This is a genomic window from Arthrobacter sp. T572 (genome assembly GCF_056780115.1).
Window position 1 is genome coordinate 24,603 of the sequence record NZ_JBRAZQ010000002.1, and the last position, 17,466, is coordinate 42,068.

Sequence of the window (17,466 nt, forward strand, 5' to 3'; positions counted from 1 at the left end):
CTGGATCTTTCGCAATTTGCCCGGCCCCTTGTGGGTGCGGATACTGACATCAGTGGTGCTGGTGGCCGTGGCCCTGGTCCTGATGGTTCAGTTCCTCTTCCCCTGGTTCTCCCAGTTCACCACCTTGACCGACTCAACGATTGGTGCAGTACAGCAGCCATGAGCACTACAAAAATCCTGGTCGTGGATAACTACGACAGCTTCGTCTACACCCTGGTGGGCTACCTCCAGGAGCTGGGCGCCGAAACAACCGTGGTCCGCAACGACGACGTCACCCTGGCCGAAGCCAAGGAACTCGCCGCCGCCCGCGACGGCGTCCTGGTCTCCCCCGGCCCCGGAACGCCCGCTGAAGCCGGCGTGTGCATCGACCTCATCAAATGGTGTGGTGAAGCCAGCAAGCCCATGTTCGGGGTCTGCCTGGGCCATCAGGCCCTCGCCGAGGCTTACGGTGGCGTGGTGACCCACGCGCCGGAGCTGATGCACGGCAAGACTTCTCCGGTCAGCCACGAAGGCAAGAGCGTTTTCTACGGACTGCCTTCCCCGGTGACAGCTACGCGCTACCACTCACTGGCCGCCGTGCGCGACTCCATCCCGGACGTCCTGGAAATCACCGCCGAAACCACCAATGGTGTGGTCATGGGCTTGCAGCACAAGACCGCACCGCTCTGCGGAGTGCAGTTCCACCCCGAATCCGTGCTGACCGAAGGCGGCTACCAGATGCTGGGCAACTGGCTCGAGTCGCTCGGGATGCACGGCGCCGCAGAGCGTGCCGCGAAGCTCAGCCCCCTGATCCAGCACTAGCGTTCAGGGGGCCGGCTCAGTCCTTCTTGGTGGGCGTGGGCTTGGAGCTCGACGTCTCCGTTGGCTTCGGCGTCGGCGTGGGGTCCGGCGCAGGGGCCTTGGCGACAGTAACCGTGATGGTCTTGCCCTGATCGACTTCCGTGTCCGCAGGATCGCTTTGGGCGGTTACCTTTCCGGCGGCCACCTGCGAGTTTTCCTGCTCCACGACGTTCATGACCAGGCCGTTTTCCTTCAGGCGCGCCTCGGCCTCCTGCTGGGTCATACCGATCAGCTGCGGCATCAGGACCTTGCCCGACGAAAGTTGCAGCAGGATCTTGGCATCCGGCGCAATCGCTCCGCCGGGAGCCGGGGACGTCCCGACGATCTGGCCCATCAGCACGGTGGGGCTGTGGGTACGCACGGTTTCCATGACCCCGGTGAAGCCGAGCCTCTTCAGGTAGTCCCTGGCATCGGGCTCGGTCCGGCCCACGATGTCTGCGGGAATGGTGAGGGAGGTCGGTCCGCTGGAGATGTTGAGGATGATCTCCGAATTCTCCTCCAGCATGGCGCCAGCGGTCGGGGACGTGCCTATGGCCATGTCCTTGGCGACCGATTCACTGGAAACCCGTGAGGTTTTCGGGACCAGCTTGGCCGAGTACAGCTCCTGGAGGGCTTCGGATTCGGTCATGTTGGCGACCGTGGGAACGGCAACCTTGGCGGGGGCGGGTGGCTGCGTGTTCACCACGTTGTAGATCCAGAAACCAGCGCCTGCCAACACCAGGACAGTGAAAATCACCAGGGTGGCAGTCCAGGCACGACGGCGGGACTTCTGCCGTGCGGTCCTCTCGCGTTCCGGTGGGAGGCCCAGCGGAAGGGCCTCGTCAGCAGGCGGGTTGAAGCGTCCGGCCGCGTACTGGGCATCGTTGTACACATCAGTGGTTTTGTCGTCGTCCACGGGGTCAACGTCGAGGAAACCCACGGCAGTGGCGCTGAGCAGCTGGGTCGGCGGATCCTCCGCAGCTACGTGGTCCTGAGGATCCGTGGCTGCCTCCCCCGACGGTACGACGGGTACGGCAATTCCATTGCTTGCCGCCCGGAGGGCGCGGCGGAAAGCAGCTGCATCCTGGAAACGGTCCTCACGGTTCTTCTGGAGGGCCTTGGCCAGGACGGAATCCAGGGCTTCGGTGACATCCGGGTTGTGCGTGCTGGCGGGTTCCGGCATTTCGCGGACATGCTGGTACGCCACGGACACCGGGCTGTCCCCAACAAACGGCGGACGGCTGGTCAGGAGTTCGTAGAGCAGGCAGCCCGCCGAGTAGAGGTCGCTGCGGTTATCCACGGTCTCACCGCGGGCCTGCTCCGGTGAAAGATACTGGGCCGTGCCCACCACGGCCTGGGTCTGGGTCATGGTTGCTGCTGAGTCGGCCATGGCACGGGCAATGCCGAAGTCCATGACTTTGACGTCACCGCTGTCCTCGCACACCATGACGTTGGCCGGCTTGATGTCGCGGTGGACGATGCCGGCCCGATGGCTGTATTCCAGCGCGGAGAGGACACCCAGCGTGTAGCGGATGGAATCCTCCACGCCCAGTTCCTTGGCCTTGATCATGTCCCGCAGCGTCCGGCCTGCCACGAACTCCATCACGATGTACGGAACGCGCACATCCTCCGCGGGGCCGCCGTCCACGGAGAACTCGCCGGTATCGAAAATAGCCACGATGGAGGCATGGTTCAGGGCAGCAACAGCCTGGGCCTCGCGTTTGAAGCGGGCCTGGAACTGGGGATCGCGGGCGAGGTCTGCACGCAGGACCTTGACCGCGATGGTCCGGCCCAGCAGCGTGTCCGTGCCGCGGTAGACATCGGCCATTCCGCCACGACCGATCAGGTCGCCGAGTTCGTAGCGGCCATTGAGGATGCGCTGTGAAGACACAGAAGGGTTCTCCTCCCTGTGCGCGGGACCTTCGCGGTGTGCGGGCCCCTCACGATGTGGGGAACCAGGCCTGGGTGTTGACATGGCGGGCTGCTTAGTTGCCCGGACGGCTGGTGGGGCTGCCGCTGGACGTAGACGGGCTGGTGGGCACTACTGACCTGGAGAGGTAGTAGGTGACGTTGGAGCCCTCAGGCACCTCGGTCCCGGCGGCCGGCGAAGAGCGGACGAACGTGCCCGGCTGCTGGCCGACTGCACCATTGACGGGATCACCCGGAATCCATTTCAGGCCGGCACCTTCGATCGCCGCCCTGACCTGGTCCTCCGTGGCCCCGACGCCGATCGCAGGAACGGTGACTGTAGCCGGTTTCTCCGGGCCCTTGGAGTACGTGACCGTGATGGTGGTGCCCGGATCGAGCGGACCGGTGGGGTTCAGGCCGGTCACCAGGCCAACAGCAGCCGTGTCACTGAACTCTTCCCGGCCATCTACACCGAAACCGAGGCCCCGGAGTTCGGCACTGACGGTCTCGAAGGGCTGTCCCAGGTACTGCTCCGGAATGACGTTGATCTTCTGGGGAGTACTCTGCGTGGGCGATGGTGAGGGCGCCTGCGAGGTCTGCGTAGGCGTGGGTGCGGCCGACGAGGACGCGGGGCTCGACGTCCGGCTGGGGCTGGACGACGTTGTTTCGCTGGGACCAGGGCTCGGTGAGAAGAAACCAGACTGTGAAATCAGGAAGCCGACCAAGGCAAACAGGACCAGGAGAATGAGGGCCACCAGCGGCCACGTCCACGGGCTGCGCTTCTTCCGCTCGGGCTCGGGGTCGTCGTAGGTGGTTTCCTCGTAGATGGTGGCGTCATCATTCAGCTGGCGTTCGGCCTCCAGCGCATTCGCACGCGCCAGGGGGTTGTCCGCTGAAGCTGCAGCGGCGGCCCCAACAGCAGCCCCTGCCGCACCGGCGCCAACCACCGGAAGTGCGGAGGTCGCCGTCGTGGTCTGCTCTTTGGCGATGGGCGACGTGACTACGCCGGTGGGGGCCGTGATGGGTCCTGTGGCGCCTTCGAACAGGAGCATGCCGGGAACGGCCGCGTGTGCCGTAGCGATGTCACCGTTGCGGATGGCCTCGGCGGCCTCGGCCAGCTTGATGGCGTTGGCCGGGCGGTTCTTGGGATCCTTGGCCAGCATGGACATCAACAGAGCGCGCACGGGCGTAGGCAGCGTCTCCGGAAGCGGCGGCGGAGCATCGTTGACCTGTGCCAAGGCGATGGCGATCTGTGACTCACCCGAGAACGGACGGTGCCCGGTGAGGCACTCGTAGCCAATGACGCCCAGGGAGTAGATGTCCGAAGAGCCCGTGGCCGTCTGGCCTGTCGCCTGCTCAGGGGCAAGGTACTGCGCAGTGCCCATGACCTGGCCGGTCTGGGTCAGCGGCACCTGGTCGGCAAGGCGGGCGATGCCGAAGTCGGTGACCTTGACGCGGTTGTCCGGCGTGATCAGCAGGTTGCCCGGCTTGATGTCGCGGTGGACCAGCCCCTGCGCGTGGGCCACGGCCAAAGCCCGTGCCGTCTGGGAAATGATGGACAGGGTCATGTCCGGGGACAGCACCTGTTCCTTTTCAAGGATGGCGCTCAGCGGGTGTCCCGGAACGAGCTCCATCACCAGGTATGCCGAACCGGCTTCCTCGCCGTAATCGAAGACGTTGGCAATGCCCACGTGGTTGAGCAGGGCGGTGTGGCGGGCCTCGGCGCGGAACCGCTGCAGGAACCCGGGGTCGCCGGTGTATTCCTCCTTGAGCACCTTGATGGCAACAATCCGGCCCAGGATCTGGTCCTTGGCCTTCCAGACTTCACCCATGCCGCCAATCGCAATGCGACTGGTCAACTGGAACCTGCCGCCGAGTGTGATTCCCGAAGTAGGCCTCACTTATTCAACACCGCCTCAAAAATCTTCTTTGCGTTCGGACTGGTTAGCTTGGAACCGGTGACCACATCCACACCCTCCATGACGATGGTGACGGCCACTTGCGGATCGTTCGCCGGGGCAAACCCGGTGAACCATGAGTTGTTCAAACCTGAATCGCCCAGTTCAGCGGTACCGGTCTTGCCGGCCACCTTGACCCCGGAAACGGAAGCTCCATTGGCGATGCCGTTGTCTACAGCGCTGGTCATCCACTCGGTGATCTGGTTGGCGATCGGCTCGGTGGTGCTGGTGCGGAGCCGTTCGGACCTGGTCTCGGTGATGACGCGCAGATCGGGAGCCCGTACGGTCTTGACCAGGTACGGCTTCATCTGGACGCCGTTGTTGGCGATCGCGGCAGTCATCATGTTGATCTGCAGCGGCGTCGCCTTGACGTCGCGCTGGCCCACGGAGGACTGGGCGAGCTGGGCCTGGTCCAGGTCGGTCGGGAAGATGCTGGGGGCCATCTGCAGTTTCAGCTGGTCGCCGAAGTTCTGGCCGAAACCGAACTTCTCGGCCTGCTCGCGGATCGCGTCCTGTCCGAGGTCCAGGGCGATACTGGCAAACGGCGTATTGCAGGACTGCTCCAGCGCGAAGGAGAACGACGCCGTCTCCCGCACGTTGCAGTTGCCGCCCGCATAGTTGGGCAGGCTGGCGCTCGAGCCGGGCAAGGGCAGGCTGCTGGGGTTGGGAAGCTCGCTGTCCTTGTTGTACTTGCCGGAGTTCAATGCCGCGGCGGTGTCGATCAGCTTGAAGACTGAGCCCGGGGACAGCAGGTTGCCCGTGGGGCCGCTGACGTTCTGGTTCAGGTTGATGCCCGGTACCTGGTTGAGCTCGGCGTAATTGGCCTCTGCCGCGGCGGTGTCGTGCGTTGCGATCAGGTTGGGATCATAGGAAGGCTTGGAGACCATGGCCAGGATGGCGCCGGTCTTGGGGTTGGTGACCACGATGGAGCCACGCTGGCCGTCCGGAATGAGGTCAAAGGCAAGCTTTTGGACCTCGGGGTCCAACGTCAGCTCCACCGATGCGCCCTTGGGCTCGTTGCCCAGGAACATCTGACTCACACGGTCCAGGAACAACTGGTCGGAATTTCCCGCCAGAGTATCGCTCATGGATTGCTCAAGGCCCGTGGAACCGAAGCCACGGGAGAAGTACCCGGTGACGCCTGCGTACAGCTCCGGCTGCGTGTACTTGCGCTGGAACGCGCAGGATTCGGTGCCGGTCACGGACTCCGCGACCGGTTTGCCCCCGACAATGATGGATCCACGGTCGTTGCAGAACGATGCCAGGATGGCGCGCTGGTTCCACGGATTGGCGTTGAGGTCGTCCGCGCCAATGACCTGGACGTAGCTGATGGCGCCGAAGATCAAAGCAAACATGGCCACGGCTGCCATCCACGAACTTCTGATGGCCTGGTTCATTGTTGCTTCACCGCCTCGGTTGGTGCGCCTGATGTGGGGGGATTGGCCGGCTTGCGGGCAGCCGGGTTGCTGCTGGTGGCCGGGGGTTTGTTCACCATGGGTGTAGTGTCCACAGGACCCCGGGCCGTGTTGGAAATCATCAGGAGCAATCCGACAATGATCCAGTTGGCCAGCAGGGAGGACCCTCCGGCGGCAAGGAACGGCGTGGTGAGGCCGGTCAGCGGAATGAGGCGCGTTACGCCACCGATGACCACGAAGCACTGCAGGGCGATCGCGAAGGACAGGCCACACGCCAGCAGCTTGCCGAAAGCATCCCGCGTACCCAGCGCGGCACGGAAACCGCGGGTGAAGAGCAACAGGTAGAGCATCACGACGGCGAAAAGCCCGATAAGGCCCAACTCTTCGCCGATGAGCGCAACGATCATGTCGCTGTTGGCAAAGGGAACCAGATCCGGCCGGCCCTGGCCAAGGCCGGTACCCACCAGGCCGCCGTCGGCCATGCCGAACAGGCCCTGCACGATCTGGCCACTGCCGCCGGGAGACCTGCCGAAGACCTCCGGGGTGAAGGCATTGATCCAGCTGTCGATGCGGAAGGCCACATGCGAGAAGATCCGCGAGGCAATGAATCCGCCGCCCAGGATCAGGGTCAGGCCGATGACCACCCAGGAGATACGGCTCGTGGCCACATAGATCATCACGATGAAGAGGCCGAAGAACAGGATGGACGAACCGAGGTCGCGCTGGAACACCAGGACGCCGATGCTGACCAGCCAGGCCGTGATCATGGGGCCAAGGTCCTTGAACCGCGGGAACTGCATGGGCCCGATCTTCCGGCCGGCAAGGAGGATCAGGTCCCTGTTGGACGAAAGATACCCGGCGAAGAATATGGCGAGGGTGATCTTGGCGATTTCACCGGGTTGGAACGTCATGGGGCCCACCCTGATCCACACCCGGGCACCCAGGATTTCACCGGCGGATATGCCGGGCACCAAGGGAAGGATCAGCAGGAAGGCGCTGGCTGCAAGCGAAATGTAGGTGAAACGGCGCAGGATCCGGTGGTCCTTGAGGAACCAGATGACTGCGATGGACACAGCCATGGCGATGAGGGTCCACCGCAGCTGGTTGTTGCCGGTATCGTCCGCCGGCCCATCCATGCGGTGGATAAGAGCAAGGCCGAGTCCGTTGAGCGCCACCACAATGGGAAGAATTACCGGATCGGCATACTTGGCGCGGAGCCGGAGTACGACGTGGAAGGCGAACGCGGCCACGGCAAGCAGGCTCGACTGGAACCAGAAGTCCCGGTCCAGGCCGCTGTCCGAGTTGATGCTCACCAGGGCGCTCGCGCCGATTCCCACGGCCAGGGCGAGCACGATCAGGACGAGCTCTACATTGCGGCGTGGCTTGGTGGCGGTATCTGTTTGAATCACGGTGCCACCTCACAGGGAGTCGGGACGGGCGAGGGCGTTGGCTCTCCAGGTGAACTGGCGATCGCAGCAGTACTGGGAACTGCCACGCTGGTGGCAGGTGCCGGGCTCGGCGTGGGGGTGCCCGTAGCCGGTGTTCCCGGGCTTGGGCTGGCTCCCGCGGTTGCGGGGCTTCCCGCGCCGGGTGATGCAGCCGGTGCGGTGGGGGTGCCGCTCGTCGTGGGGCAGGCGCCGGACGTGCTGCCGAAGTTCTTGAGGTTCTCCACGATCCTTTGGGCGTCGTCCAGGTCTCCTGCCGGCACCGTCTGCCGGACGCTTTGCTGGCCGTACTCCGGAAGGGAGTCGACACGCAGTTCGGTCACCGATTCCAGGCGCGACAGCTGGATGGGACCCAGCCGCTGCGAGATGCCGTTGAAGATGGCCACCCGCTGGTCGAACTCGCCCACGTAATAGCGGGTTTGTGTCCAGGCGTAGCCGAGCCACAACCCGACCACCACTCCAAGGACCACAAAGGCTGCGACGGCGGGCATAAGCCAGCGCACGCGGCGGCGCGGTGGCTCTTCGAGGTCTAGCCTGTCCTGTTCGGCTTTGTGCGTCAGGACGGTCGCCGCGCGGCGGGCCACTGTTCGCCCGGCCACGGTGGGGATGGAGCCCGTCTCGGCAGCAGTTGCAGCGGCGCCGACGAGTTCGTGCGGTCTGCTGGCGAGTTCTTCGCGGAGAACCTCCGCGGAAAGGTGTTCGCCGAGGTTGGGGTCAGTGGTAGCAGGGGGCTCTGCTTCCTCTGCGGCGTCCTTGTCCTCGGTGGCGTCTTGGGGCTTGGCGTCTTCAGGGGTTTCTTCGCCGGACTTTTCCCGGGAAGCAGCAGTGGAAGCAGCCGGGGTTTCCTCCGCGGACTTGGTGGCGGAGGGGCCTTCCGTTACCTTTTTGCCCTTGGCCGCATCCTTCGAGGCCGCAGGTCCGTCCACCGCGGCAAGTGCTGCGGGCGGAACGACGTCGACGGCGGCGGTAGTGACGTCGTCGTCGGTTTCCTCGGCGATTTCCAGCATGACCACGGTGACGTTGTCCGGCGCGCCGGCCTCCAGCGTGAGGTCCACCAGGGTCTCGACGCATTCACGCAGGTCCTTGGTTTCACGGACCGTACGCTCCACCACATGGCCGGCCACGTAGTTCAGTCCATCCGAGCACAGGAGCCAACGTTCGCCGGGTTCGACATCCAGGATGTCCAGGTCCAGCTCCGGGCTGGCGTCCACGTCACCCAGAACGCGCATCAGCACGTTCTTGTGGGGGTGTGTCTCGGCTTCCTCCGGACGCAGCCGGCCCTCGTCAATCAGGCGCTGGACGAACGTGTGGTCGATGCTGACCTGCTCAAACGTCTTGTTCCGCAGCCGGTAGGCGCGGGAATCGCCGATGTGGGCGAAATGGAGCTTGCGGCCCTCAAGGAGCAGGGCAGTGACTGTGGTTCCCATGCCCGACAGCTTGGGATTCTGGTGCACCAGCTCGGAAAGCAGCGAATTGGCGGTCTGGATCTCGTCCGCCAGGACGGTGTCAGCTCCGTCCGGATAGTCGTCGTGATCCAGATGGATCATGTCCAGCACCGTGGAAGCGGAGGCGACATCGCCGCCTGCGTGACCGCCCATGCCATCGGCAACCACGGCAAGGTGACGGCCCACGTATGCGGAGTCGTCATTCTTGGAGCGGATCCTGCCGACGTCGGAACGCGCGGCGTAGCGCATGATGAGGGGGCGCTCCGCCGGCTTCTCCTTGCCTTCGGTGGTCTGGGGTGCAGCCATGGACTACGGCCTCAATTCGATGACCGTCTTGCCGATCCTCACGGGGACGCCAAGCTCGACCGGAAGCGCCCGGGTGAGCTGCTGATCGGCGAGGTAGGTGCCGTTGGTGGAGCCGAGGTCCTCAATGAACCAGCGGCTGCCCTGGGGGAACAGCCGGGCGTGGCGTCCGGAAGCGTAATCATCCTCGAGGACCAGGGTGGCCTCCTGGGCCCGGCCCAGCAGGATCGGGCTCGCAGCCAGCGGTACCGTGGTGCCCTTGAGCGGCCCTTCGGTCACCACCAGGTTGCGGGCATGCTGGATGGCAGGCGGCGGCGATGCAGCGAGTTCCGGGTGCTTGCGCACTTCACGCGCCGTGGGCGCACCCGTGGCAGCCTTGCGGCCGATCTGGAAGTCCCGCCGCATGGTGGAAACGATGCTGAAAATGAGGATCCACAGCAGGAGGAGGAAGCCGAAGCGAAGAGCGGTAATGGTCAGTTCGCTGATGTCGTTCACGCGTGGCCACCCGGGTTCTGGGGGAGGAGGCGGAAAATGATCTTGGTACGTCCCATCGTGATGGTTGAGCCGTCAGTGAGTTCCACGCTGCCGTCGACTTTATGCCCGTTGACATAGCTGCCGTTGGTGGAACCCAGGTCCACAGCCCAGGTGGTGCCGTTCTGGGTGCGGACTTCAAGGTGCTTGCGGGACACTCCGGTGTCATCGACCAGGATGTCGGCTTCTGAAGAGCGGCCCAGCACGATCGACTGGGCATTGAGCGAGTATCGCTGTCCGCCGATGTCCAGCACGGGCTGGAGGCGGGTGGGCTGCCTGGAGGGGGCTGCTGGAACGTTCGGCCGCGGCGCCTGGGGGGCGGGAGCGCCGCCGTCGGAGGTTTTCTCCGTCCGCGAGGTGATCTCGAAATGCCCGGCGCGCTCTTCTTCGTTGCGGCGGAAGGAGATCCGGACCGGCCCCTGGAGGGTGTAGCCCTGGCTGCGGACGTGCTGGATCACGACGTCGCACAGTTCCTCGGCCAGCGGGGTTCCCCATTCCTGGGCCCGGGCAAAGTCTTCGTCACTGAGCAGGACGTCGAAGACATTGGGAGCCAGGGTACGCCCGGCCGCGATGGTGATGGACTTGTTGTCCAGTTCCCGGCGCAGGTTGCTCGCGATCTCCACCGGCTCGACCCGTGCCCGCGACCCTGTGGAGAAGACGTTGCGGACAGCTTTTTCGATGCCGCGCTCGACTTTATCCAGCAAACCCATGGTCCTTCTCCTTTCCTTGCCGCGGCACGGTCAGTGCCTGTCCGATAGTCCGTCCGTTCACCCTTCTGCGCACACAGCGAAATGAGCGCCGAACGGCCCTTCCACTTCCCGATACTACTGGGCGTGACTGGGAATGGCCTTAATCCACAACGCCTTGCGACCCGGAAAAGTTCGCTTGCGCCCCGTCCTTACGGCCTTCCTGCGGGGTGAAATTTCCGCGCTGTTCAGGAGAAGTTTCGTCTGTGAAGCTTCCTTCAAAGACCTTGCCATGATGCCCTGTTTTGCTCGATTGGTGTTTTGCCCGGGGTGTCCGTTATGCTTGATCTCGCTGCTTTTGAAGGAAGCGAAGCCGGTTTCCGGTGGATCGCCTGAAAAAGAAGTTGCGCGCGAGTGGCGGAACGGCAGACGCGCTGGCTTCAGGTGCCAGTATCCGAAAGGGTGTGGGGGTTCAAATCCCCCCTCGCGCACGCAATGAAAAAAGCCCCGATCTACGGATCGGGGCTCTTTTGTTTCCCCTCGCCCCCAACTAGGTCGCATTTGTGCGCGTTTAGAGGGCTCAAAACGCGCACAAATGCGACCCAGTTGGGTGAGGGGTTAGAGGGACTGGCGCTTCAGGGCCCGTCCCAGGCGGGCGGCGGCCTCTTCCAGCTTGTCCCCGGATACATCTCCATAGGCAAGGCGAAGGTGGCGGTCGGCGTCCGTTCCTGGTCCCGAGGGGAAGAACGAGCCGCGCTGGTACTCCACGCCTTCGGCACTGGCATCGGCGGCCAACTGATCCGCGTCCACAGAGTCATCGGCCAGCCGCGGCCACAGGAACAGGCCACCCTCCGGAAGGACAGTCTCGAAAGCTCCCGGGGCTTCCCTGTGCAGCGCTTCTACCAGAGTCTCCGCACGGCTACGGTACAGCGCGCGTGCACTCTCCAGCGTCCTATCGAAGATTCCGGGATCGGACGTGACCAGTTCGCCGATGATCGCCTGTACCAAAGTGGAACTGTGCGAGTCCTGGCGGCTGCGGAGCGCCACCAGATCACGGGCCAGGTGCTCCGGTGCCACAGTCCAGCCAAGCCGCAGGCCCGGCCCCAGTGTTTTGGTGAACGTATTAATGTGCAGCACGTGGTCCGAGGTGTTGAACTCCTCCACACTTTCCTGTTCGCCGGAAAAACGCAGTTCACGGTAGGGGTTGTCCGCCAGGATGACGAATCCGTAGTGCTCCGCCAGCCGCACCAGCTCCGCACGCGCCTCGCCCGGAAGCGTGCCCTGCGAGGGGTTGTGGAAGTCCGGCACTGTATAGAGCGCGGACGGACGGGCTCCCGAACGCAACAGGTCGCTGAGATGGTCAACGTCCAGCCCACGCGGGCCAACGAACACGGGCAGTGTCTGTGCATCGGAGAGCTGCAGGCCGCGGAGGAACAACGGGAAGATCGGGTTGTCCACGGCCACCAGGTCGCCGCGCTCCACCACAGCCTGAATGGCCAGCGACAGTCCATGGAAGCCGCCGTTGGTGATCAGGATCCGGTCAACGGAGACTCCCTCGCGTTCGGCGATCCACTCGCGCAGCGGAGAGATGCCTTCAGTGCGCGAATACTGGAGCGCGGGTACGCCCGGCCTGGCCAAAACCCGGGCCGTGGCTTGGGCGAGTTCCTGGGTCGGCAGGACGCCGGGGTCCGGTATGCCGCCGAGGAGTTCAATCGCGTCAGCCCGCTTGTCACGCAGGGTGGCGTCACCGAATCCCTTCGGTGCGGTGAAGGCCTCGATCAGTGCAGGCCGGCGGGTGCTTGTCAGGTTCACGGTCATGCGGTTGCCTTCGCTGGTTGTTTGGTTTCGGATACAGGCGTTGCCAAGGGAATGGCGTCCAGAAGCGCCTGGGTGTATGCATGTTGCGGCCGCAGGAAGATGTCCTCCACAGGGCCGTCTTCCACAACATGGCCACGGCGCAGCACGGAGACGGTGTCTGCCACCTGGCGCACCAGTGCGAGGTCGTGGGAGACGAACAGGTACGTCAGGCCCAGTTCCCGTTGCAGTTTGGAGAGCAGTTCCAGGATTCCGGCTTGGACGCTCACGTCGAGGGCGGACGTCGGTTCGTCCAAGACCACGACGTCGGGACGCACCACCAGCGCGCGGGCAATGGCCACGCGCTGCCGCTGGCCACCGGACAGGTGTGCGGGCGTGCGGGATGCGACGGACTCCGGCAGGCCCACTGCGTCCAATGCTTCCCGGACACGCTGTGCCCGTTCGGCTTTGGTGCCGACGCCGAATTGGTCCAGGGGCTCCCGGATGATCCGGCCCACCCGCCAGCTGGGGTCCAGGGACGTGAACGGGTTCTGGTAGACGAGCTGGAGATGGCGCCGGATCCCGCGGACTTCCGACCGCGACCTGCCCGATGTCGACTGGCCGGCTACCGTGATATCCCCGCCATCCGGTTGTTCCAGTCCCAACAGCAGCCGGACAGCGGTGGTCTTTCCGGAACCCGATTCGCCCACCAGCGCGTGCGTGCGTCCCCGTTCCACGGAGAAGGAAACACCATCAAGGGCCACCACTTCCTTGCCGCCCGCAGTGAAGCGCTTGGTCACGGCCCGGACGTCAATCTGCCGTTCGCCGGCCGACGGTGTGCTGTCCGCCGCAGTCCGGAAGCCGCCGTCGTACGTTTCTTCACGGGTGGAGCGCTGGTTCCGGTACCTGTCAGGGTGCAGCGCGGGAACGTCGGCCTGGAGGTTACGGGCGTACTCGGTCCTTGGCCACGCGAAGATGTCCCGGGACGCCCCGCTTTCCTGGACCGAACCGTCTTTCAGCACCACCAGGGAGTCTGTGCGTTCGGCCGCGATGGCGAGGTCGTGGGTGATGAGGAGCAGACTGATGTCCAGCTCGCTGCGAAGCTCGGTCAGCATGTCCAGGATCAGCTTCTGCACCGTCACGTCCAACGCGGAGGTGGGCTCGTCGGCGACGATCAGGGATGGACGTGGCAGCACCGTCAGTGCAATCAGTACGCGCTGCAGCATTCCGCCCGAGAGCTGATGCGGATAGGAGTCGTAAACCCGGGCAGGATCCGGGAGCCCCACCTGCTCCAGGACGTCCAGGATTTTCGGTCGCCGCTTTTGCGGATCGGTTTCGCCCAGCAGCGCGGCGGCCTCGTGAGCCTGCGCGCCGATGGTCCGCACGGGATTCAAGGCGGAGGCGGGATCTTGCGGGATAAACCCAAGCTCCCTTCCCCGGAGCGGGCGGAACTGCCTCTCCGGGAGGGCCAGGACGTCCCTGCCGTTAAGCTCCACTGCACCTGTGGCGGTTGAGTCGTGCGGAAGCAGCCGGAGGACGGCCTTGGCGATGGTCGACTTGCCGGAACCAGACTCACCGATGAGCGCGAGGCTCTCACCCTTGGCGAGGGAGAACGACACGTCATGAACGACGGCGGTACGGCCGTACGCGATCGACAAACCTTGCACTGTTAAAAGGGAGCTCATGTCACTTCGCCTTTCGCAGCCAGCGGCTGATGCGGTTCACGGACAACACGGTGATAACGATGACCAGCGCCGGCGCGTACACGAGCCATGGAGCCGTGACGTAGGTCTTGCCGGAGGCCACCAGCAGTCCCCAATCGGAGGACGGTGGCGGGTCGCCGTAGCCGAGGAACGCCAGCGAGGCGATGACGAGGATGGACGTGCCGAACTGGAGCACCGCCAGCACCAGCACCGAGCGGTAGGCGTTGGGCAGGATGTGTCCAAGCAGGGCGTGGCGGCGGTTGCCGCCTTCCAGGTAGGACGCTTCCACATAGCTGGCGCTGCGGACGCGGATCACTTCCGCGCGCATCAGCCGGGCGAAGACGGCGACGGCGGACACTCCGGTAGCGATGGCAGCGTTGATGGTCTGGAAACCCAGGGAGCTGACGATCACCACGGCCAGGAGGAATCCCGGGATGGCCAGCAGGACATCGACGAACCGGCCCAGCACAGCATCCAGCCAGCCGCCGCGGAACCCGCTGGCAAGGCCGATGATGCTGCCTACCACCAGGCCGATGAGTACGGCCACCAGGGCGCTTGTGACCGAGGATGCCGTTCCGTAGACCACCCGGGCGTACTGGTCGCGGCCGAGGTAGTCGGTTCCGAACCAGTGTGCGGCGCTGGGCGCGGCCAGTTTGCTGGCGGTATCGCCGGTAACCGGGCTGTAGTGCGTGAAAAGCCCGGGAGCGAGCGACCAGAGGATCACGATGAGCACCACGGTGAAAGACAGGAGCACTGTAACGGGCGGCAGGCCCGCGAAGAGCCGCTTGGGTGGAGCCACCGGTCCGGCGAGTTCGGGGTTGCTGAGGATGGCAGTCATGCGCCCACCTTTTCCTGGAGTTTGACGCGGGGGTCGAGCAGCGGCGAGGCGAGGTCGGCCAGGAGGTTCACGCCGACGAACACCACTGCGGAGAGGGAGACCACGGCCTGCAGGACGGGCTGGTCCTCACCCGTCACGGCGCTCTGGACGACCGTGCCGATTCCGTCGCGTCCGAAGATGGTCTCGGTGATGACCGACCCACCCAGCAGCTCGCCAACGATGAGGGCGATCATGGCCACCGACGGCAGGGCTGAAGGCTTCACCAGGTGCTTCGCGAACAGCCTCGCCTCGGTCAGCCCCCGTGACCGTGCCACCAGCGCGTATTCCTGCCGGGATTCATGATCCAGGCTGGCGATCAGCACTTCGGCCAAGGGTGCCGACACCGGAATAGCCAACGTGATGGCAGCGAACAACGTCGCCACGGCGCTGTTGGGGTCGGTAGTAGTGAAGGTATGCAGCCGGAACGCGAACAGCTCGATCAGCACCAGGCCGATCACGAAGTTGGGCACCGACAGGAACAGCGATGGGATGGAACGCACGACGGCGGCTGCCCGGCTTGGGAGGTACTGCGCACCGTAGGCGATCCCCACCGCGAAGACAACGGCGATGACGAGTGCCGTGGAAGCCAGCGTCAGCGTTGACGGCAGCGCGTCACCCACCAGCTGTGCCACGGGCAGGTTGGACTGCAGGGAGAAGCCCAGCTCACCGGTGAGGAAGCGGCCAAGGGAGAGCAACAGCTGGACGATCACAGGTTCGTCCAGGCCGTAGTACGACACAATCCTTTGGATGTCTTCTTCACTGAGGCCGCGCTGCGGGTCACGCAGCGTGTTGGTGATGGCGTCGCCCGGGAGCACGCTGATCACCAGGAACGTCACTACGTAAGCGAGCAGGATGACGATGGCCGCCTGTCCCGCCCTGACCACAGCGAAACGCTTGTACCCGGAGGTCACTTTGCTATCCAGGCGGTGTAGAAGTTGGCGTAGGCAAGGCCGTTGTAGTGAACGTCCTGGACCTTGGGGCTGATGAGGTAGAGGCGCTGGACCAGCTGGTTAAGGGGAACGAAATAGCCCTGCTCCAGCACGTACTTCTGCAGTTCGTCGGCAACCTTTTCACGGGAAGCGCGGTCCGAGGCAGTGGCGATCGCCGTCGAGAGGTCGTTCAGCTTTTGGTCGCTGGTTCCGACGCTGAACCAGTCCTCGCCCTTGTTCTGGCTGGTCAGGACACCGGCGACCGTTCCGACGTCGACGAAGCTGCGGGAGGTCTGGAACAGCGGCGGCTTGCTGGCCTGGACAGCTGCGTAGCCCGCAACATCGACCACCTTGAGGTTGACCTTGATGCCGACCTTCTTCAGCTGTTGGGCGATGAGCTCGTCCTCGGCCTTGGTGGAGGGGACGTAGGGGTTCGGTGTCAGGGTGAACTCGAGGGTCCTGCCGTCCTTGGTGCGGTAGCCATCGGAGCCCTTGGTCCAGCCGGCGTCGTCCAGCACCTTGTTGGCCTTCCCGGGATCGAACGCGAAGGAGTCGCTGAACTCGCCCGCTTCGGGGACGTTGCCCTGGATGAAGGTGGTGGCAGCGTTCCAGTCGTCGGTGTAGACGGTCTTGCGGATTTCTTCACGGTCGATGCCGTGCTGGATGGCTTGGCGGACGGCGAGCTCGTTGGTCGGGAATGCCGTGGTGTTGACTTGGAAGCCGTCGACGAAGCCAAGGTAGCGGGGCGTGCCAACGGTAAACCCCTGAGCCTTCAGGGACTCGATTTCCTGGGGTTCCACGTTGAAGGCCACGTCCGCCTGGCCGGACACCACGGTGGATGTACGGACCGAGGTGTCCTTGATGACCTTGTACGTGATGGTGTCCAAGCGGGCCGGACCCGTGTGTCCGAGTGCCGCCGGGCCCCAGTTGTAGTCCTTGCGCTTCTCCAGGACGTAGCTGTCGCCCTGCTTCCAGGACTTGACCACAAAGGGACCGCTGCCAATTTCCTGGCTGAGGTCTGCCTGCGCTTCAACCGGCAATGCCAAGGTCTTCGGGGAAAGCAGGATGCAGCCGTGGTACGCCAGGGTGGCGATGAAGCCCAGGGCCGGCGAGGAGAAAGCAACCTTGACCGTCCTGGGATCCACGGCCTCCGCAGAGACGAAGTTCGTGGAGGGGAACAGGCCGACCTTGCTGATACCGCGCTCTGCATCGCCCTTGGCCCAGGCATTGAGGTTGGCCACCACGGCGGCCGCGTCCAGCTGGCTTCCGTCGGAGAAGGTCACGCCCTCCTTCAAGTGCAGGACGAAGTCCTTGGCACCGTTGAACTCTTCCCACTTCTCGGCAACCCACGGGCTGAGCTCGCCCTTCTCGTTGACGTACACCAGCTTGTCGGTGATTTGGCCCCAAAGGTTGCCCTCGTAGCTTGAGATCGCGGTCTTGCTGGGAACCCAGCCGGTGTCGTAGCCCTGGATCAGGAAGGTGATGTTTCCGCCCTCTACCGGGCTTCCTCCGGTAGAGCCGGTGCTGGCGGTAGGCCCGCCGCAAGCGGTGACCAATGCCGAGGTGGACAGGGCGCCGAGGCCTGCGAGGAACGCGCGCCTGCGGAATTCGGGGGTGCCAATGATGTTCATGAGGGGTCTCCTTGATGCTGTT

The 17,466-nt window shown here is 64.5% G+C and carries 14 protein-coding genes and 1 tRNA gene; 3 read left to right on the forward strand and 12 right to left on the reverse strand.

Annotated features, from left to right (window positions below; genetic code table 11):
- Nucleotides 1-16: 16 nt before the first annotated feature.
- Together ACUYMZ_RS01200 and ACUYMZ_RS01205 are read left to right on the forward strand one after the other, a co-directional pair.
- Nucleotides 17-163, forward strand: coding sequence for a hypothetical protein (locus ACUYMZ_RS01200; RefSeq protein ID WP_442424942.1), 147 nt, complete (start codon nucleotides 17-19; stop codon nucleotides 161-163).
- Nucleotides 160-801 (forward strand): aminodeoxychorismate/anthranilate synthase component II, encoded by a 642-nt coding sequence (locus ACUYMZ_RS01205; RefSeq protein WP_426005031.1) that lies wholly within the window; start codon nucleotides 160-162, stop codon nucleotides 799-801. The genes ACUYMZ_RS01200 and ACUYMZ_RS01205 overlap by 4 nt, the downstream gene beginning before the upstream one ends.
- Before the next feature lie 16 nt (nucleotides 802-817).
- Here the strand turns inward: ACUYMZ_RS01205 and pknB are convergent, their stop codons facing one another.
- From pknB to ACUYMZ_RS01240, 7 genes are read right to left on the reverse strand one after another with little or no spacing between them, the layout of a single operon-like run.
- The gene (gene pknB / locus ACUYMZ_RS01210) at nucleotides 818-2,794 is read right to left on the reverse strand and encodes a Stk1 family PASTA domain-containing Ser/Thr kinase (RefSeq protein ID WP_426005033.1); all 1,977 of its coding nucleotides are present in this window, start codon (nucleotides 2,792-2,794) and stop codon (nucleotides 818-820) included.
- Between the two features lie 10 nt (nucleotides 2,795-2,804).
- Complete coding sequence (locus ACUYMZ_RS01215; RefSeq protein WP_481601830.1) at nucleotides 2,805-4,628, reverse strand: protein kinase domain-containing protein; 1,824 nt, start codon at nucleotides 4,626-4,628, stop codon at nucleotides 2,805-2,807.
- Nucleotides 4,625-6,082, reverse strand: a complete 1,458-nt coding sequence (locus tag ACUYMZ_RS01220) for a penicillin-binding transpeptidase domain-containing protein (protein ID WP_426005037.1) — start codon at nucleotides 6,080-6,082, stop codon at nucleotides 4,625-4,627. Before ACUYMZ_RS01220 ends, ACUYMZ_RS01215 begins: the two co-directional genes overlap by 4 nt.
- Nucleotides 6,079-7,509 carry an FtsW/RodA/SpoVE family cell cycle protein gene (locus tag ACUYMZ_RS01225; protein WP_426005038.1) on the reverse strand — a complete coding sequence of 477 codons (1,431 nt, stop codon included), beginning with the start codon at nucleotides 7,507-7,509 and terminating at the stop codon, nucleotides 6,079-6,081. Before ACUYMZ_RS01225 ends, ACUYMZ_RS01220 begins: the two co-directional genes overlap by 4 nt.
- Nucleotides 7,506-9,296 carry a PP2C family protein-serine/threonine phosphatase gene (locus ACUYMZ_RS01230; RefSeq protein WP_481601831.1) on the reverse strand — a complete coding sequence of 597 codons (1,791 nt, stop codon included), beginning with the start codon at nucleotides 9,294-9,296 and terminating at the stop codon, nucleotides 7,506-7,508. The genes ACUYMZ_RS01225 and ACUYMZ_RS01230 overlap by 4 nt, the downstream gene beginning before the upstream one ends.
- 3 nt (nucleotides 9,297-9,299) lie before the next feature.
- Nucleotides 9,300-9,779: an FHA domain-containing protein FhaB/FipA gene (locus ACUYMZ_RS01235; RefSeq protein ID WP_426007632.1), complete on the reverse strand. Its 480-nt coding sequence runs from the start codon at nucleotides 9,777-9,779 to the stop codon at nucleotides 9,300-9,302.
- Nucleotides 9,780-9,784: 5 nt separating this feature from the next.
- Entirely contained in the window at nucleotides 9,785-10,534 is a 750-nt protein-coding gene (locus ACUYMZ_RS01240) for an FhaA domain-containing protein (RefSeq protein ID WP_426005040.1), read from the reverse strand.
- 384 nt (nucleotides 10,535-10,918) lie between these two features.
- On the opposite strand from ACUYMZ_RS01240, the gene ACUYMZ_RS01245 reads away from it, so the two are divergent.
- Nucleotides 10,919-11,001: transfer RNA gene (locus tag ACUYMZ_RS01245), tRNA-Leu, on the forward strand.
- A gap of 127 nt (nucleotides 11,002-11,128) precedes the next feature.
- Here the strand turns inward: ACUYMZ_RS01245 and ACUYMZ_RS01250 are convergent.
- From ACUYMZ_RS01250 to ACUYMZ_RS01270, 5 genes are read right to left on the reverse strand one after another with little or no spacing between them, the layout of a single operon-like run.
- Nucleotides 11,129-12,328: an aminotransferase-like domain-containing protein gene (locus tag ACUYMZ_RS01250; protein ID WP_481601832.1), complete on the reverse strand. Its 1,200-nt coding sequence runs from the start codon at nucleotides 12,326-12,328 to the stop codon at nucleotides 11,129-11,131.
- The gene (locus ACUYMZ_RS01255) at nucleotides 12,325-13,989 is read right to left on the reverse strand and encodes an ABC transporter ATP-binding protein (protein WP_481601833.1); all 1,665 of its coding nucleotides are present in this window, start codon (nucleotides 13,987-13,989) and stop codon (nucleotides 12,325-12,327) included. Before ACUYMZ_RS01255 ends, ACUYMZ_RS01250 begins: the two co-directional genes overlap by 4 nt.
- A 1-nt stretch (nucleotide 13,990) precedes the next feature.
- Nucleotides 13,991-14,845 (reverse strand): ABC transporter permease, encoded by an 855-nt coding sequence (locus ACUYMZ_RS01260; protein ID WP_481601834.1) that lies wholly within the window; start codon nucleotides 14,843-14,845, stop codon nucleotides 13,991-13,993.
- Nucleotides 14,842-15,795, reverse strand: coding sequence for an ABC transporter permease (locus ACUYMZ_RS01265; RefSeq protein WP_442424923.1), 954 nt, complete (start codon nucleotides 15,793-15,795; stop codon nucleotides 14,842-14,844). Before ACUYMZ_RS01265 ends, ACUYMZ_RS01260 begins: the two co-directional genes overlap by 4 nt.
- Complete coding sequence (locus tag ACUYMZ_RS01270) at nucleotides 15,792-17,444, reverse strand: ABC transporter substrate-binding protein (RefSeq protein WP_481601835.1); 1,653 nt, start codon at nucleotides 17,442-17,444, stop codon at nucleotides 15,792-15,794. The genes ACUYMZ_RS01265 and ACUYMZ_RS01270 overlap by 4 nt, the downstream gene beginning before the upstream one ends.
- Nucleotides 17,445-17,466: the final 22 nt, after the last annotated feature.

Coding starts and splice junctions, on each gene's coding strand:
- ACUYMZ_RS01255 (WP_481601833.1), bottom strand. CDS start 13,989: ATGAGCTCCCTTTTAACAGTGCAAGGTTTGTCGATCGCGTACGGCCGT.
- ACUYMZ_RS01220 (WP_426005037.1), bottom strand. CDS start 6,082: ATGAACCAGGCCATCAGAAGTTCGTGGATGGCAGCCGTGGCCATGTTT.
- ACUYMZ_RS01260 (WP_481601834.1), bottom strand. CDS start 14,845: ATGACTGCCATCCTCAGCAACCCCGAACTCGCCGGACCGGTGGCTCCA.
- ACUYMZ_RS01270 (WP_481601835.1), bottom strand. CDS start 17,444: ATGAACATCATTGGCACCCCCGAATTCCGCAGGCGCGCGTTCCTCGCA.
- pknB (WP_426005033.1), bottom strand. CDS start 2,794: ATGTCAACACCCAGGCCTGGTTCCCCACATCGTGAGGGGCCCGCACAC.
- ACUYMZ_RS01240 (WP_426005040.1), bottom strand. CDS start 10,534: ATGGGTTTGCTGGATAAAGTCGAGCGCGGCATCGAAAAAGCTGTCCGC.
- ACUYMZ_RS01250 (WP_481601832.1), bottom strand. CDS start 12,328: ATGACCGTGAACCTGACAAGCACCCGCCGGCCTGCACTGATCGAGGCC.
- ACUYMZ_RS01205 (WP_426005031.1), top strand. CDS start 160: ATGAGCACTACAAAAATCCTGGTCGTGGATAACTACGACAGCTTCGTC.
- ACUYMZ_RS01230 (WP_481601831.1), bottom strand. CDS start 9,296: ATGGCTGCACCCCAGACCACCGAAGGCAAGGAGAAGCCGGCGGAGCGC.